Origin of the sequence: Actinobacillus porcitonsillarum, from assembly GCF_003101015.1 — a bacterium.
Lineage (GTDB): Bacteria > Pseudomonadota > Gammaproteobacteria > Enterobacterales > Pasteurellaceae > Haemophilus_A > Haemophilus_A porcitonsillarum.
Map to the genome: position 1 here is coordinate 435,554 of NZ_CP029206.1, position 16,661 is coordinate 452,214.

14 protein-coding genes and 2 tRNA genes are annotated in these 16,661 nt (G+C 38.6%); 8 read left to right on the forward strand and 8 right to left on the reverse strand.

Features of this window, described 5'->3' with window-relative positions; all coding sequences use genetic code 11:
• Positions 1 to 35: 35 nt before the first annotated feature.
• Positions 36 to 1,145, reverse strand: coding sequence for a CdaR family transcriptional regulator (locus tag DDU33_RS02205; protein WP_108922856.1), 1,110 nt, complete (start codon positions 1,143 to 1,145; stop codon positions 36 to 38).
• 122 nt (positions 1,146 to 1,267) lie between these two features.
• On the opposite strand from DDU33_RS02205, the gene lptM reads away from it, so the two are divergent.
• The 3 genes from lptM to fumC all read left to right on the forward strand — a co-directional run bounded on the left by lptM (position 1,268) and on the right by fumC (position 4,247).
• The gene (lptM, locus tag DDU33_RS02210) at positions 1,268 to 1,390 is read left to right on the forward strand and encodes an LPS translocon maturation chaperone LptM (protein ID WP_039895565.1); all 123 of its coding nucleotides are present in this window, start codon (positions 1,268 to 1,270) and stop codon (positions 1,388 to 1,390) included.
• A 48-nt stretch (positions 1,391 to 1,438) separates the two neighbouring features.
• Complete coding sequence (lysA, locus tag DDU33_RS02215) at positions 1,439 to 2,689, forward strand: diaminopimelate decarboxylase (protein ID WP_108922858.1); 1,251 nt, start codon at positions 1,439 to 1,441, stop codon at positions 2,687 to 2,689.
• Between the two features lie 160 nt (positions 2,690 to 2,849).
• Complete coding sequence (fumC, locus tag DDU33_RS02220) at positions 2,850 to 4,247, forward strand: class II fumarate hydratase (protein WP_108922860.1); 1,398 nt, start codon at positions 2,850 to 2,852, stop codon at positions 4,245 to 4,247.
• Positions 4,248 to 4,416: 169 nt separating this feature from the next.
• Here the strand turns inward: fumC and DDU33_RS02225 are convergent, their stop codons facing one another.
• The 7 genes from DDU33_RS02225 to mutY all read right to left on the reverse strand — a co-directional run bounded on the left by DDU33_RS02225 (position 4,417) and on the right by mutY (position 12,680).
• Entirely contained in the window at positions 4,417 to 7,905 is a 3,489-nt protein-coding gene (locus DDU33_RS02225; RefSeq protein ID WP_108922862.1) for an autotransporter domain-containing protein, read from the reverse strand.
• 265 nt (positions 7,906 to 8,170) lie between these two features.
• Entirely contained in the window at positions 8,171 to 9,553 is a 1,383-nt protein-coding gene (gene ffh / locus DDU33_RS02230; RefSeq protein WP_108922864.1) for a signal recognition particle protein, read from the reverse strand.
• Positions 9,554 to 9,872: 319 nt separating this feature from the next.
• Positions 9,873 to 9,948 (reverse strand) — tRNA-Asn (locus DDU33_RS02235).
• Between the two features lie 5 nt (positions 9,949 to 9,953).
• Positions 9,954 to 10,029, reverse strand: a tRNA-Phe gene (locus DDU33_RS02240).
• A gap of 125 nt (positions 10,030 to 10,154) precedes the next feature.
• Positions 10,155 to 11,249: a membrane-bound lytic murein transglycosylase MltC gene (gene mltC, locus DDU33_RS02245; protein ID WP_108922866.1), complete on the reverse strand. Its 1,095-nt coding sequence runs from the start codon at positions 11,247 to 11,249 to the stop codon at positions 10,155 to 10,157.
• Positions 11,250 to 11,260: 11 nt separating this feature from the next.
• A complete protein-coding gene (locus DDU33_RS02250; RefSeq protein ID WP_108922868.1) occupies positions 11,261 to 11,530 on the reverse strand; it encodes an oxidative damage protection protein in 270 nt (89 codons plus the stop codon).
• 13 nt (positions 11,531 to 11,543) lie between these two features.
• Entirely contained in the window at positions 11,544 to 12,680 is a 1,137-nt protein-coding gene (gene mutY / locus DDU33_RS02255) for an A/G-specific adenine glycosylase (RefSeq protein WP_108922870.1), read from the reverse strand.
• 106 nt (positions 12,681 to 12,786) lie between these two features.
• On the opposite strand from mutY, the gene gloA2 reads away from it, so the two are divergent.
• From gloA2 to hslU, 5 genes are all read left to right on the forward strand, one after another.
• Positions 12,787 to 13,185, forward strand: coding sequence for an SMU1112c/YaeR family gloxylase I-like metalloprotein (gloA2, locus tag DDU33_RS02260; protein ID WP_208620302.1), 399 nt, complete (start codon positions 12,787 to 12,789; stop codon positions 13,183 to 13,185).
• Positions 13,182 to 13,895 (forward strand): DNA/RNA nuclease SfsA, encoded by a 714-nt coding sequence (gene sfsA, locus DDU33_RS02265; RefSeq protein WP_108922874.1) that lies wholly within the window; start codon positions 13,182 to 13,184, stop codon positions 13,893 to 13,895. Before gloA2 ends, sfsA begins: the two co-directional genes overlap by 4 nt.
• A gap of 70 nt (positions 13,896 to 13,965) precedes the next feature.
• Entirely contained in the window at positions 13,966 to 14,487 is a 522-nt protein-coding gene (gene hslV, locus DDU33_RS02270) for an ATP-dependent protease subunit HslV (RefSeq protein ID WP_005713804.1), read from the forward strand.
• 75 nt (positions 14,488 to 14,562) lie between these two features.
• Positions 14,563 to 15,012, forward strand: coding sequence for an IS200/IS605 family transposase (gene tnpA, locus DDU33_RS02275; RefSeq protein ID WP_005819533.1), 450 nt, complete (start codon positions 14,563 to 14,565; stop codon positions 15,010 to 15,012).
• A 66-nt stretch (positions 15,013 to 15,078) separates the two neighbouring features.
• The gene (gene hslU, locus DDU33_RS02280) at positions 15,079 to 16,401 is read left to right on the forward strand and encodes an HslU--HslV peptidase ATPase subunit (protein WP_108922876.1); all 1,323 of its coding nucleotides are present in this window, start codon (positions 15,079 to 15,081) and stop codon (positions 16,399 to 16,401) included.
• Positions 16,402 to 16,661: the final 260 nt, after the last annotated feature.

The window sequence follows — 16,661 nt, forward strand, 5'->3', positions numbered from 1 at the left end:
TGAAAAACCATCACTTTTTTGTCTTATAATACAATTTACCTGATAAGCAACGTAGCAAGATACAAAATACTCTTATCCTCTATCTTATTGAAAGATAAAGAGGTTATCTGAGTAATTCGCTCTAACCGATAACGTAAAGTATTTGGGTGAATAAATAATTTTTTTGCTGCGTGATCAAGATCACAATTTGAGAAAAAATATTGTTGCAAACTTTTCATTAACACCCATTTCTTATCTTGCTCTATGAGTTGATAAATAGGTTTAAATAGAATTTTTGCTTGCCAACTTTGTGCAAAATCAGCCAATAAAGCTGGCATCCGATATTCTTCGAAAAAGAGTAATTGCTTTCTCAAATGCATTTTTTCTGCATATAACAATGTTTGCCAAGCATTCTGATAAGAATACTGCATGTCTATTAACGAGCTGACTTCATTACCTACGATGATCTGACAACTTTCCTCTGCAAATTCTGGTGGTAAATAACTTTTCCAAAACTTTGTTTTTTTGAGTATCTCATGTTGATCTAGCGGTTGAAAAATAACAATTTTCTGCAAATCAACTATCGCCGTAGCCACTTTAGGATGATAATGAGAAAGATAGGTCAATAATAATTGGAGTTTTTCCGCTGTGGATTCTGCAAGTTTGATCAATACAGCTATATAAGGAACATCATATCGTAAACCGAAAAATGTAGATTGTTGCGCTATTTGCTCTGCAGTGAGAGTCGCCTTAGCAACCCCTAACACAAACTCCTCTTTATAACGGCTTTGCCAACGCTCCTTTTCAAGCTGTGCAGCTTGTTCTACAATGAGTTCAGCCGCCATCTTAACTAGCTTGGCATATTCTCTGACAAGCTCTGGCTTTCCTGAAATACCAATTACGCCAATATTATTATTTAAATAAGTGATAGGGACATTAATGCCTTGTTTAACCTCAAAATGCCACTGTTTTTCTAGTTGTTCATCAATTTCAATTATTTGATTTTTTCTCAGTACCTGAACTGCGCCAAGATGCCGTTGCCCTAATCGACAAATATCGCCAGAAGCAATAATTACACCATTTTCATCCATCACATTAACGGAATAAGGAATAATTTGCATCGCTCGCTTTACAATACTTTGTGCTAAAATATTATCTAACTTCACAATAGCCTTTCACAAAAGAGTTTTTTCATATTTTAGCATCTACCAATCTCTTTATAGAAACTTCTTTTTCCCCTTTCACTTTTGCATTACAATCTCCTTATCTTTTTTTCAAAGGACATCATATGAAAAATTTAAAAAAATGCGTATTGCTTGCAACATTAGCTACTTTTCTTACCGCTTGTGGTGTGAAAGGTCCGCTTTATTTCCCTGAAAAAGCACCGGCTGAACAAAAACAAGCGAACTAATTTACTCTTTATTCTTATAAAAATAATGACATTTCAACAGGACAGCGAATGAACCATTTTGAATATAAAAACCAACAACTTTTTGCAGAAGACATTGCCGTTTCAGACATCGTGAAAGAATACGGCACGCCTGCATATATCTATTCTCGTGCCACACTAGAGCGTCATTGGCATGCTTTTGATAACGCTTTTGGCGATCATCCTCATCTAATCTGTTTTGCCGTTAAATCTAACTCTAATATTGCGTTACTCAATATCATGGCACGTTTAGGCTCTGGTTTTGATATCGTTTCTCAAGGTGAACTTGAGCGTGTTTTAGCCGCAGGTGGCGATCCGAGTAAAGTGGTGTTTTCCGGTGTGGCTAAATCACATACTGAAATCGCACGTGCACTTGAGGTGGGGATTCGTTGCTTTAACGTTGAATCCATTTCTGAACTCCATCGTATCAATGAAGTTGCAGGACAGCTTGGCAAGATTGCACCAATCTCATTACGTGTGAACCCGGATGTCGATGCCCATACCCACCCTTATATTTCAACCGGTTTAAAAGAAAATAAATTTGGTGTAAGCGTACAGCAAGCCCGAGAAGTTTATCGTTTAGCGAGCCGTTTACCCAATGTAAAAATTACGGGAATGGATTGCCATATCGGCTCTCAATTAACCGAGTTACAACCATTCTTAAATGCCACAGATCGCTTAATTATTTTAATGGAGCAATTAAAAGAAGACGGCATTCTTTTACATCATTTAGATTTAGGCGGTGGCTTAGGTGTGCCTTATCACGGCGAAGAACCACCTCATCCAACCGAATATGCCAAAGCATTGTTGGAGAAACTCAAAGACTATCAAGATCTTGAGATTATTCTTGAACCAGGTCGTGCCATCACGGCTAATGCAGGTATTTTAGTCACGAAAGTCGAATACCTAAAAACAAATGAAGATCGCCGTTTTGCGATTGTGGACACCGGCATGAATGATATGATCCGCCCTGCATTATACGAAGCCTATATGGAACTAACCGAAGTGGATCGCTCACTCCCTCGTGAAAAAGCCGTTTATGATGTGGTGGGTCCTATTTGCGAAACGTCTGATTTCTTAGGGAAGGAACGTGAATTGGCTATTGCTGAAGGCGATTTAGTGGCAATGCGTTCCGCCGGTGCTTATGGCGCAACAATGTCATCAACGTATAACTCTCGTCCACAAGCGGTCGAAATTATGGTAGATGGTGCAAATTGCTATTTAATTAAAGTGCGTGCTTCATTCGAAGATTTATGGCGTTTAGAAAAATGTTTACCTTAAAAATGGGGGTACTTCGGTACCCCTTTTTCTTTGTCATTTTGTGATCTATATCATAAAAACGAAAGAAATTGATAGCTCATAAAAAAGCAAAAGTTTACTATATCAATATACCTATAAATTGTTAGGTCCTTTTATTTTATAACATCAAATGGAGTATTTTATGGAATTCCGTATCGAAAAAGATACTATGGGCGAAGTGCAAGTACCGGCAGACAAATATTGGGCAGCACAAACTGAGCGTTCACGCAATAACTTCAAAATTGGACCAGAAGCATCAATGCCAAAAGAAATCATTGAAGCATTCGGTTATTTGAAAAAAGCTGCCGCTTATGCAAACCACGATTTAGGCGTACTTTCTGCTGAAAAACGTGATTTAATCGCTCAAGCCTGCGATGAAATCCTAGCAAATCAATTAGATGATCAATTCCCACTCGTCATCTGGCAAACAGGTTCAGGTACACAATCTAATATGAACGTGAATGAAGTGGTTTCAAACCGTGCACACGTTTTAAATGGCGGTAAACTTGGCGAAAAATCGATTATTCACCCAAATGATGATGTGAACAAATCACAATCTTCAAACGATACTTATCCAACAGCAATGCACATTGCGGCATACAAAAAAGTGGTTGAACATACCCTTCCTTGTGTAAAACGCTTACAAAAAACTTTAGCGGACAAAGCAGCGGCATTCCAAGATGTGGTTAAAATTGGTCGTACTCACTTAATGGACGCAACGCCATTAACATTAGGTCAAGAGTTCTCTGCTTATGCTGCACAATTAGCTTTCGGTATCAAAGCATTAGAAAACACGTTACCGCACTTAGCAGAATTAGCGTTAGGCGGTACAGCGGTAGGTACAGGTTTAAATACGCCAAAAGGCTACGATGTGAAAGTCGCAGATTACATTGCAAAATTCACCGGTTTACCGTTCGTAACCGCACAAAACAAATTTGAAGCACTCGCAACACACGATGCCATCGTTGAAACTCACGGTGCATTAAAACAATTAGCGGTTTCACTTTACAAAATCGCTAACGACGTGCGTTTATTGGCTTCTGGCCCACGTTCAGGTATCGGCGAAATCTTAATCCCTGAAAATGAACCAGGCTCATCAATTATGCCGGGTAAAGTAAACCCAACCCAATGTGAAGCAATGACAATGGTTTGCGCGCAAGTGTTAGGTAACGATGTGACAATTTCATTTGCTGGTACACAAGGTCACTTCCAATTAAACGTGTATAAACCAGTAATGGCGTACAACTTCTTACAATCTGCACAATTATTAGGTGATGCATGCGTATCATTCGATGAACACTGTGCAATCGGTATTGAACCGAACTATCCACGCATTAAACAGCAATTAGATCAATCTCTCATGCTTGTAACTGCATTAAATACCCATATCGGTTATGAAAACGCAGCGAAAATTGCGAAAACTGCACACAAAAATGGTACAACACTCAAAGAAGAAGCGATCAACTTAGGTTTAGTGACCGCTGAACAATTTGATGAGTGGGTACGCCCTGAAGATATGGTGGGAAGTTTGAAAAAGTAAATTTAATTTTTTAATTAATCAACTTTCAGGATGAACTCTAAAAATCGCCTGATTCAGGATTAGATTTAAGATTAAATATTTTTATTTAAAGAGAAAGGCTGAAGTTAATATAAACTTCAGCCTTTTATTTTAGTTAAGAAACTATTCTTAATAATTTGGCTTACAGAATTTAGAAATTAATTCTAATACCCGCAGTAACTACATTATTATGCCCTTTATTTTTAGACAATTTTAAATCGTAGTTAGTATATAAGGCTATATTTTTATTTACTTGTGTAAGTACTCCTACCCCTGCCCAAGTTTTATTCCTAGCCAATGAAATACCCTTCACATCAAATTTAGCCTCAGATAAACCAGTATAGCTTGCTCTAAAACTCAGGTCTTGTTCTTTAAACGCTCTATGATGGTTTACGTAACCTTGGATTGTCGTTTTCATTCCTTTCCAATCAATATCAAATGCTGTACGTAGACCGACTAAACCGCTTGTTTGTTCATAAGTGGTTTTATCTGCTGTAAGACCAAATTGACTATTTTGTTCACTAAATGCTCCGCGTTTAACAACATCGTGTGTTAAACCCACGAATGGTGTTAATAACAAGTCATTCATTCTAAAGTCATACCCAGATTCAATATATGCAGAGAAGACCTTATCTTTATGATTAATTTTTGCAGTACTGAACTTATTATCAGACAAGATAATACTACGCTCAACATCTGAATTAACATGTCCAAATCCTAAGCGACCTTGTAGATACCAAGGTGTCTGATGTTTATTGCCTAAACGAGCATATAAAGAAGCACCTATTCCATCAGCCTGAGAATTACCACCATAACGATCAAATTCTATTTTTGATTTAGAATAATTAAAAGCGGCACCTACAATAAGATGATCAGCGACTTTCCGATCAATACCTAATTGACCAGCATAAGTATTTGTTTTACCTTTACCGAACCCGGTCTCTTTCAAGGTTCCATCGCCATAGATACCGGTAATCCATACTCCTGCATTATCCCCGACATGATCTAATGTTCCTAACATAACAAGGCGGTTAGATAAATCTTTATTTACCGTTTCTGAATTCTCAAATGTCAAAGCTTGAGCAGAAGCATAAATTTGTCCAGATAAGCTATTTAAAACTGTATCTTTTACATTAATATCAGCAATACTATTTTGCAAAATAGCAGCATCTTCAACAAATGATTTATTAATTAAATCAGAATTCTCTTCTGAATCAATTTTCGAGTCCAATACAGTAAAACTATTTTCTAATGCCGTTGCAACATTCTCCCACATTTTTTCGTTTGGTGCAGTCTCATTTACATAGTCAACAACATTAGCACGACTTACCGTTGTCGTTATTTCATTAGCATTAGCATTGACTGCTTTTACACGAAGTAATCCCAAAGATTCTACTTTAGCAAAGTTGCCTTTTATAGTACCTTCAGCAGTTAATGTACGGTTTGTTAACCCTTTCTCTGTTACATACTCTGACTTATCTCCCTTATAAGTCGTTAAAGTTAGTGTTGAGTTATTTAAATCAACATCTCCTTTTACATTGAGAGTAGAGCCTAAAGATGATACAAATTTACTTGATGCAGAAGCTTCATAATCATTTTGAATAGTTGAATTACCTTGGTTTATAAAAGTACCTTGGTTACTCACTTTATTTTCTAACGTTGTATTATTAGCAACGAGAGTACCATTTTCTCCCACATTAACCTTAGACGCATAACTTCTTCCATTAATCGTAATTGCCCCCGTATTTAATGTAGTATCTCCAGTGAAACTACTATCTCCTGATAAGATTAATTCACCAGAACCGTCTTTTACTAACCCAGCATCTCCATCAATATCGTTTTCGAAAATATAGCTCCCATTTGGAATATTAACCATCACGTTATCTGATTTCGTGAGACGTTTATCAAAACGAGCAGGCCCTTTAACCGCTTTCTCAACATTGAGTAACCCCCAACCATAAACATCATCAACACCTCGCTCACCAATATCCGTAGCTGTTGTTAATATTGATTGTTTAATTAAGTTACCATCCATCCAAGGATATTTTTGTTTCACTAAAGCAGCCGTACCTGTAACTGCCGGGGACGCGAATGATGAACCACTAGCAACAACATCCCGTTTTCTTAAATTAAAAACATAATCGCCAATGGCAGATATTGTCCAGTTCTTTGCCACCCCAGCTTGTGAATAAGGCAATAAATTAGTCCACTCAACATTACCGAGATCAGCATTTGTTCGAGTTGCTAACGCTGCAACAGCAATCCATCCCTTTTCCAGTTCGGGAACATAATGCGGTAAACCTGCTTGCAAAGTAGGATTTTCATCTCCTCGCGTATTACCAGCTGCCCAAATAAATAATCCGCCTTGATTTACTTTATCTTTATACCAATTTAAAAGTGACGAATCTATTTGGTTTGCATAATAATAAATAGAATTTGGTCTATTATTAAAATAAGTTAGAGGTTTAGGGATACCATATGATTGGTTATAAATTCTTGCTCCACGATTCCATAAATCATTATATATCGCTGTGGTTGCTAATAACCCAGTCCCATTTATACTAACTTTCGTAATATCAGATAATAGTAATGTAGCTCCTGGAGCGACACCATTAGATGTACTACCACCAACCATTTCAGCAACCATAACTCCATGAGTTGCTGTAGATGGAGCAGTGCGCCCAGTCTCAAGAATAATACCTCTATTACCAAACTTATTAGTAATATCGTTTGTCATCGTACTATTTTTAAACCCACTGTCCAGAATGCCAACAATAACATCCTTTCCATCTAAATTAACGGCCTGCTTATTATTAGGGTCTTCTGGATTATAACCTCGTGTTACATCATTCCATTGAATTCCTCTTGCCGGTATATTTTCAGCAACAACTACTGGTCGATTAACAATAGGAGTAGGTTTAATAACGATAGGTTTAGTATCAACTACTGGCTGAGTTGGTGTTTCTACTACCGGTTTGGTATCAACTACTGGTTGCGTTGGTGTTTCTACTACCGGTTTGGTATCAACTACTGGTTGCGTTGGTGTTTCTACCACCGGTTTGGTATCAACTACTGGTTGCGTCGGTGTTTCTACTACCGGTTTGGTATCAACTACTGGTTGCGTTGGTGTTTCTACCACCGGTTTGGTATCAACTACTGGTTGCGTCGGTGTTTCTACTACCGGTTTGGTATCAACTACTGGCTGCGTTGGTGTTTCTACTACCGGTTTGGTATCAACTACTGGCTGCGTTGGTGTTTCTACCACCGGTTTAGTATCGACTACTGGTCTCACAGGAGATGTAATAATTGGAGTTCTGACTGTAGAAGTAATCACTCGGACCGTCGTTTTTCCATTAATAGTTGTATATACTTTAGTAATAGTTACCCCATTTACTGTTGTAGTAACAGTTCGGGTAGTTATTCCAGAGTAATATGTTGGTTGATACCAAGATGAATAGTTATTTCTGTATATAGATGAATAGTTATTTCTGTATATAGATGAATATTTATAATAACTATCTATTGCAGCAGGATAATACCTTGCTGTAGTTGCAAGCTGATTAGACATTTGGCTTGCGTTAGCCTCTACTGAAAGGGCCGGTAGCATTGCTAATGCAATAACTAAGCTTTTTTTCTTCATGGTTTTGATTTCCTTTTAAAAAAAATAATGCCCCATTAATTTCTAACATTTACTATAATATAAATCTTAGAATAATAATGGGGCTAAAATTAAAACAAAAAAAGCTAGTTAAATCAATATACTCTACAAAAGTATACTTAAATTTAATCTTTGAAAAAATATCTCCAATTCATTTAAAATATACATCAATTAATATTCTTAACAGAGTATTTTATATTAAAAAATAATTTTATAACTATATTAAAAACTATTATCTCTAACCATATTATTTACGCCCTAAAATATTTCCTAAGCCACCGAGCCCACCGCCCATCATACCTTTCATTCCACGCATCATTTTCGCCATTCCGCCTTTACGCATTTTTTTCATCATACGTTGCATTTCATCAAACTGTTTGAGCAGTTTATTAACATCTTGCACTTGCGTACCTGAACCCAATGCAATACGGCGACGGCGTGAACCTTTGATAATATCTGGGTTTGCACGCTCTTTCAGGGTCATTGAATTGATGATCGCTTCCATTTTGATGAACATTTTATCATCGACTTGATTTTTAACGTGATCCGGTAAGTTTTTCGCCCCCGGTAATTTATCAAGCATCGACATCATACCGCCCATTTTTTTCATTTCCACCAGCTGTTCACGGAAATCATCAAGGGTAAAATCATCGCCTTTCTTGAATTTTGCCGCCATTTTCTCGGCTTTTTCCTGATCGACAGAACGCTGTAAATCTTCAATCAACGACAGCACATCGCCCATACCTAAAATGCGTGAAGCGATACGATCAGGGTGAAACGGCTCAAGGGCATCAGTTTTCTCACCAACCCCTAAGAATTTAATCGGTTTGCCGGTAATTTGACGAATAGATAACGCCGCACCACCACGCGCATCACCATCGACTTTGGTTAAAATCACCCCTGTGAGTGGCAAGGCTTCGTTAAAGGCTTTGGCAGTATTTGCCGCATCTTGACCCGTCATTGCATCGACAGTAAACAAAGTTTCAATCGGATTTAACACCGAGTGAATTTGCTGGATCTCTTCCATCATCTCGCCATCAACGTGTAAGCGACCTGCGGTATCGACAATTAACACATCAAAGAAATTGAGTTTGGCGTGTTTCAATGCCGCTTCTGCAATCTCAACCGGTTTTTGAGACGTTTCTGTCGGGAAGAAATCAACTTTTAACGCTTCAGCCAACGTTTGAAGCTGTTTAATCGCCGCCGGACGATAAACGTCGGCAGACACCACAAGCACTTTTTTCTTATGGCGTTCTTTTAAGAATTTCGCCAATTTACCGACAGATGTGGTTTTACCCGCACCTTGTAAGCCCGCCATTAAAATTACCGCCGGCGGTTGTGTGGCAAGGTTCAACCCTTCGTTTGCTTCGCCCATCGCTTTTTCAAGCTCGACTTGCACGATTTTCAGGAACTCTTGCCCCGGTGTTAAGCTCTTATTAACTTCTTCACCAATGGCACGCTCTTTGACTTTATTGATAAACTCACGCACCACAGGCAGAGCCACATCGGCTTCTAGCAACGCCATACGCACTTCACGCAGGGTATCTTTAATATTATCTTCGGTTAAACGCCCTTTCCCCGTAATATTTTTCAGGGTTTTAGACAGTCTGTCGGATAGGTTCTCAAACATAATCTTTTCTCTATTTGCAAAATGCTATTTAAATCTGACCGCTTGTAAGCGACAAATGAGGGCATTATACAAAAAAATCCACCTCTTTGGCGGATTTTCAAGAATAAAAAAAGCGACATCACGCAATGTAATGTCGCAAAATTGACGATATTCGAGGAATCATTATTGTAATTTGTTTACCCATAATGATACTCTTTTTGTTCTGATAAAGTGAAGCAAAATTTCATTTTTTTCTCAACTTTGAGAACTAGATCACAAAATGAAAAATTATTACTAGAAAAGCAAAACCCCGATGATTTCTCATCGGGGCTTCTTAATATGGCTCCTCCTGCGGGACTCGAACCTGCGACATATGGATTAACAGTCCACCGTTCTACCGACTGAACTAAGGAGGAATTGATGGTGCCTCGAGGCGGAATCGAACCACCGACACGGGGATTTTCAATCCCCTGCTCTACCGACTGAGCTATCGAGGCAACTCGTCGTTTACGGGGTGCATTATGCAGTTTTTTTTAAATGTCGTCAAACGTTTTTTTCAAAAATTTAAGAAATTCTGTTTGAACGATCTTTTTTTGCGCTAATTGTGTTTTTTAACAACAATTTAACGAATGCTTGTGTATTTTTCCCGAGCTTTCGATACTTTTTTCAGATAGTTACGAGCCTGTCCAGATGGATGAGCGGTGGTTAAAATACGATAAACCGCATCTGGCGATAAGTCGTTAATACGATCAATCGCTGCATATTTATCATAGTCGAATACTTTTAATACCGCACCCGCACCACTGTTATAAGCAGAAATCATTGCATAACGTTTTGAAACAGGATCAGTAATTCCATCAAGATACTCATCACGTAAGATGGTTAAATACATTGTTCCGCTATCAATGTTTTGTTCAGGGTTATATAAATACTCTCTATCCGGCTGTCCACCAAAACCTTTACGTGCAAAAATATCTCGACCGGCTGTACGAGGTACAACTTGCATTAAACCGATCGCATTGGCATAACTTACCGCATAAGGGTTAAATGCCGATTCGACTTCCATAATCCCTAAGATTAAACTTGGTTCAATATCATAACGTTTCGCCATTTTGCGTACCAATGGAAGATATTGTCTTGCACGAACTTCCACGTGTCCTTCCACCATTTTAATTTGCACATAAGTGACAGTACGACCGTTTTTCAAACGGCGTGTTTGCGCTTTCTGTAATAAATAAGTCGCAAAGTCATTTGCAATGGCTGTATTTGCAACATCACGACCATACTGGTCTCGAACCTGCCCCATCAAGAACGGGTTTGAACTGATTGGTGTATCGCCCGATGCAAATAGGTCAATCCCTTTCGGGTCTGATCCCATCAATAGCGTATGAATAATTGCGTTACGTAAGCGATTTTGATCTGCGAGCGTTTCAATGGTAATAGCACCATCTTCAAAAGAAATATGGCTACGTGTATAAAATTGGTCAGTATATTTTACGTAATCTTTACGGCTTGCCACTAATAGTTCATTACTTCCCCAAATATCATCAATATTATGTGAAAATTGCCCTGTTAAAATATCTAAACCATTGGTATCTTTATAATCTACCGTTTTTTTAGTCGTACGTTTTTTAGTCGTCTTTTTTGAGCTGCTCCCACAAGAGACTAAAAAAGGGATAATTGCCAATAAAGGCAAATATTTCATATACTTTTTCATTTTATTTACTCTTATTCCACCGGTTTATAGCCGTCAATCACAATCTCTTTACCTTCGAATAAGAAATTGACCATTTCTGTTTCTAAAAGTTTACGATGTTCCGGGTTCATCATATTCAATTTTTTTTCATTGACTAACATCGTCTGTTTTTTGATCCACTCGCTCCACGCTTGTTTACTGATGCTATCAAAAATACGTTTACCTAATTCGCCTGGGTAAAGTTGAAAATCTAAACCATCAGCCTCTTTTTTTAAATATTCACAAAATACAGTACGAGCCATTTTCTAATCCTTTTTATTCTCGATAAGTGAGAGATAATTCATCTAAAATCCGCTTCACGGGTGTTGCCAACCCAATTTCATTCGGCGATGTGAGATCATACCAATAATTCGCCTTTGAAGATACAGACGGACGATAATTTCCACTATTTTCCGCCACTTTAAGCGGTAAAGTTTCGTCAATTTTTTGCAAATCCAACTCTACTAAAATCGGGGTGATATCTAGATGAAAATGACTAAAAGTATGACGAAAAGCGGTTAATTGCTGTGAAATTTGCAAATTCTGTGAAAAAACAAACCGCTTAAGTGTGTCAAAATCCTCAAATTGAGGAAAGACATACAAGCCACCCCACAATCCTTTTGCTTCCCGTTTTTCTAATAAAATGTCCGTTCCACGTTTTAAAATCAAGAAATAGCTTTGCTTTTCCGGTAACGCCTTTTTCGGTTTTTTGGCAGGAAAATCAGCCCAAGCTTGTTGAGCATTTGCCTGACAGCTTTTTTCTAAAGGACAAAGAGAACATTTTGGTTTAGAACGAGTGCAAATCATCGCCCCTAAATCCATCATTGCCTGATTAAAATCAGCAACTTGCGAAGTGGGCGTAACCGCCTCCGTCAATGCCCACAATCTCTTTTCAACCGGCTTTTCGCCCGCCCAACCTTCCACCGCAAAATAACGAGAAAGCACTCGTTTAACATTCCCGTCTAAAATCGGATGGGGCGCATTCAGCACCGAAGATAAAATCGCCCCAGCGGTGCTTCTCCCCACGCCGGAAAGCGCCAAAACATCAGCAAAATCGGTTGGAAATTCGCCCCCAAACTCATCTCGAATTTGCTGCGCCGCCTTGTGTAAATTTCTGGCACGAGCGTAATAACCAAGCCCCGTCCACAAATGCAACACCTCATCAATAGAGGCATTAGCCAAATCAACTACAGTAGGAAAGCGTTGCATAAATCGCTCAAAATAGGGAATGACCGTGACTACTTGGGTTTGTTGTAACATCACTTCCGATAACCACACGCCGTATAAACTCTTATTTTGCTGCCAAGGCAGATGTTTACGCCCATATTGTTGATACCATGCCAATACTCTTTTCACAAAAGGGGCTTCAACGGAAGATTGCGCCAAAGGAAATTCGTTTTTTTCTTTTTTCATTGAGATACATTAAAATTCACATTAAAAACAAATAGTAACCCAAGCGGTCAAATTTAGCGAAAACTTTGCAAAAATTTAAAAAATACGACCGCTTATCTAAGGACAAATTATGACACCTATTCTCGGTTTTCATCATATTGCGTTAATCGTATCAGACTACGAGAAATCCAAGCATTTCTATACGCAAATTCTCGGTGGGGATATTCTTGCCGAAACCTATCGTGCAGAGCGTCAAAGCTACAAACTGGATTTACGCTTTGCAGATGGCTCCCAAATTGAATTATTTAGCTTTCCTAACCCACCTCAACGCATAAATTCCCCTGAAGCGTGTGGGTTACGTCATCTTGCTTTCCGTGTTCCAAATATGGAACATGCTGTCCAATATTTAGCAACATATGGTATTGAAGCCGAGCCTATCCGAATAGATGAATTGACAGGAAAGAAATTTACCTTCTTCCGTGATCCCGATGATCTTCCATTGGAATTTTATGAGGTAAACGAATGATCTTCCCTCCACTTTCTTCTGGGATTTTGATCCAACGTTACAAACGTTTTTTAGCCGATGTTCAACTTCCTAGCGGCGAAAAAATTACCATTCATTGCCCAAACACAGGGGCAATGACAGGCTGTGCCAATGTCGGCGATACCGTTTGGTTCTCAACTTCAGATAATCCTAAACGAAAATATGCTTACACGTGGGAACTTACTCAAACCCAAATGGGAGATTTTATTTGTGTTAATACGCAACGAGCCAATCAACTCGTGGCAGAAGCATTAAGTCATAAATGGATCCGTGAATTGGCAGATTACGATAATATTTTACCGGAGCAAAAATATGGCGAGGAAAAAAGTCGGATTGATTTTTTACTGAAACAGCAAGGATTGGCTGATTGCTTTGTGGAAGTGAAATCAACCACGTTGCTTACAGAAAGTGGAGTAGGAATGTTTCCCGATGCAAAAACCGAGCGAGGACAAAAACATCTCAGAGAATTGATTACCATTGCCCAGCAGGGACAACAAGCGGTCATTTTCTTTGCAGTTTTACATACCGGTATCAAACAATTTGAAGTGGCAAAACAGATTGACCCTAAATATGCTGAACTCTTGAGCCAGGCTCGCCAAAATGGCGTGTTAGCTTTAAGTTATAAAGCGACCATTGAATTAGCACAAGGCATACCCGTGGCAATGAATTTGCAAAATTCTATAAAAATCTGACCGCTTGGGCTTGAAAAGAATAACGCGCTCCCCAATTTAATAGAAAATTTTCCCTAAAAAAGGTTTAAAAATGACAACAATCGTATGTGTTCGCAAAGATGGCAAAGTCGCTATCGGCGGTGACGGACAAGCAACTTTAGGTAATTGCGTAGAAAAAGGTACGGTGCGTAAAGTTCGCCGTTTATATAAAGATAAAGTGGTAACAGGCTTTGCAGGCTCAACGGCTGATGCCTTTATTTTGCGTGATCTGTTTGAGAAAAAACTTGAGTTACATCAAGGGCATTTAGTCAAATCTGCGGTTGAACTTGCAAAAGAATGGCGTACCGAGCGTTCACTTCGCAAATTAGAAGCGATGATGATCGTTGCAAACGAAAGTGAGTTTTTGCTGGTTTCAGGTAGCGGCGATGTAATTGAGCCTGAATTTGATGTATTAGCTATCGGTTCGGGTGGTAACTATGCAAAAGCGGCGGCTCTTGCTCTATTAAGAACGGAAAATAATCTTTCTGCTAAAGAAATCGTGGCAGAAGCGTTAAAAATTGCTGGGGATATTGATATTTACAGCAACCATAATCACGTGATTGAAGAGGTTTAACACTGACCACTGCCTAGGGCTACTCGCCCTAGGTTAGGCATAAATTAGCTCCTACGGAGCTATATGGAAAACTAAATGAGTTACACCAAACTTCTCTATCATATTATTTTTCGCACCAAATATAGTGAACCCAGTATTTGTTTTGAAAATGAAGAACATTTATATCGCTGTATTTGGCATTTTGTAAATGAGAAAAAATGTGTACTTCATCGTGTAAATGGTATGCCTGATCATATACATTTATTAGTTGAATTGCCTGCAACTTATGCAGTTTCTGTCTTTGTGAGAGAATTAAAAAATACAACGCATAAATTCATTGATGATCACAAACAACTATTTCCCACTTTTTATGCTTGGTCGGTTGGTTACTGTGCATTAACTTACAGTAATAATGAAAAACAGAAAATTATTGAATATATTAAAAACCAGAAAATTCATCATCAAACCATCAATTTTGAAGATGAAATAAAACAGCTTTTACAACAAGCTCAAATAGAGCATTCTCCTGAATACTTTAATTTATAAAGCTCCGAAGGAGCTTATTTATACTTAACCTAGGGCGTGCAGCCCTAGGCACAATAAGGACTAACTATGTCAATGACCCCTCGTGAAATTGTGTCTGAATTAGACGCACATATTATCGGACAAAATGAAGCTAAACGTGCGGTGGCGATTGCTTTGCGTAACCGCTGGCGTCGTATGCAGTTGCCTGAAGAACTGCGTCAAGAAGTTACCCCGAAAAATATCCTGATGATCGGCCCAACGGGTGTGGGTAAAACTGAAATTGCTCGCCGTTTGGCAAAACTTGCCAATGCACCTTTTATCAAAGTGGAAGCAACTAAATTTACCGAAGTCGGCTATGTGGGTAAAGAAGTGGACTCGATTATTCGTGATCTTGCTGATGTTTCAATGAAATTGGTTCGCCAACAAGCGGTCGAAAAAAATCGTATGCGTGCACAAGATGCGGCGGAAGATCGCATTTTAGATGTGTTGTTACCGCCTGCGAAAGATCAGTGGGGTAACATACAAGAGAGCGATAACACTTCTACTCGCCAAATCTTCCGCAAAAAATTGCGTGAAGGTCAGCTTGATGACAAAGAGATTGAAATTGATGTCGCAGCACAAGTAAGTGTTGAGATTATGACCCCACCAGGTATGGAAGAGATGACTTCACAACTGCAATCTCTCTTTGAAGGCATGTCGCCAAACAAAACCAAAAAACGCAAAATGAAAATCAAAGATGCGTTAAAAGTGATGGTGGACGAAGAAGCGGCGAAGTTGGTAAATCCTGAAGAGTTGAAACAGCAAGCGATTGAAGCGGTTGAACAGCACGGTATCGTCTTTATTGATGAGATTGATAAAATCTGTAAAAAAGGCGAACACAGCGGCGGCGATGTAAGCCGTGAAGGCGTACAACGTGATTTACTACCGATTATCGAAGGTTCGACAGTCAATACCAAACACGGTATGGTAAAAACCGATCACATTCTCTTTATCTGTTCTGGTGCGTTCCAAGTGGCTCGTCCGTCTGATTTACTGCCAGAATTACAAGGTCGTTTGCCAATTCGTGTAGAGCTTAAATCGCTTAATAAAGAAGATTTTGAGCGTATTTTAACCGAGCCGAATGCGTCTTTAACCTTACAATACCGTGAGTTAATGAAAACCGAAGGCGTGGATATTGAGTTTACCAAAGACGGTATCAGCCGTATCGCCGAATCTGCATTCCGTGTAAACGAAAAAACCGAAAATATCGGTGCAAGACGTTTGCACACCGTGTTAGAACGCTTAATGGACGGTATTTCCTTTGATGCCAGCGAACGTTCAGGCGAGAAAATCGTGATTGACGAGAAGTATGTATCTGATGCGTTGAATGATGTGGTTGAGAATGAAGATTTGAGTAGATTTATTCTTTAATTAAATGAAAGCGGTCATATTTTGCAAAGATTTTGCGGAATATGATCGTTTTCATATCACGGGAAAGAATAAATATGATCTTGTTACAATTTATCTTACAAGTACTATTTAATTTCTGCCTTATTGCTATAACCCCGATTATTTATTTCTGTATAACTGAAGAACATAAATACTGGCTTATACCTTTATTTACCTTCTTGATAATTATTGTCTCTAGGTTGTTGAAGTTATTTTTCCTACTTAGAAAAGATAGTTATAAG

Bases quoted from the DNA above. Each gene is read 5' to 3' on its own strand.
- lptM (WP_039895565.1), top strand. From the start codon at position 1,268: ATGAAAAATTTAAAAAAATGCGTATTGCTTGCAACATTAGCTACTTTT.
- lysA (WP_108922858.1), top strand. From the start codon at position 1,439: ATGAACCATTTTGAATATAAAAACCAACAACTTTTTGCAGAAGACATT.
- fumC (WP_108922860.1), top strand. From the start codon at position 2,850: ATGGAATTCCGTATCGAAAAAGATACTATGGGCGAAGTGCAAGTACCG.
- DDU33_RS02225 (WP_108922862.1), bottom strand. From the start codon at position 7,905: ATGAAGAAAAAAAGCTTAGTTATTGCATTAGCAATGCTACCGGCCCTT.
- ffh (WP_108922864.1), bottom strand. From the start codon at position 9,553: ATGTTTGAGAACCTATCCGACAGACTGTCTAAAACCCTGAAAAATATT.
- mltC (WP_108922866.1), bottom strand. From the start codon at position 11,249: ATGAAAAAGTATATGAAATATTTGCCTTTATTGGCAATTATCCCTTTT.
- DDU33_RS02250 (WP_108922868.1), bottom strand. From the start codon at position 11,530: ATGGCTCGTACTGTATTTTGTGAATATTTAAAAAAAGAGGCTGATGGT.
- mutY (WP_108922870.1), bottom strand. From the start codon at position 12,680: ATGAAAAAAGAAAAAAACGAATTTCCTTTGGCGCAATCTTCCGTTGAA.
- sfsA (WP_108922874.1), top strand. From the start codon at position 13,182: ATGATCTTCCCTCCACTTTCTTCTGGGATTTTGATCCAACGTTACAAA.
- hslV (WP_005713804.1), top strand. From the start codon at position 13,966: ATGACAACAATCGTATGTGTTCGCAAAGATGGCAAAGTCGCTATCGGC.
- tnpA (WP_005819533.1), top strand. From the start codon at position 14,563: ATGAGTTACACCAAACTTCTCTATCATATTATTTTTCGCACCAAATAT.
- hslU (WP_108922876.1), top strand. From the start codon at position 15,079: ATGTCAATGACCCCTCGTGAAATTGTGTCTGAATTAGACGCACATATT.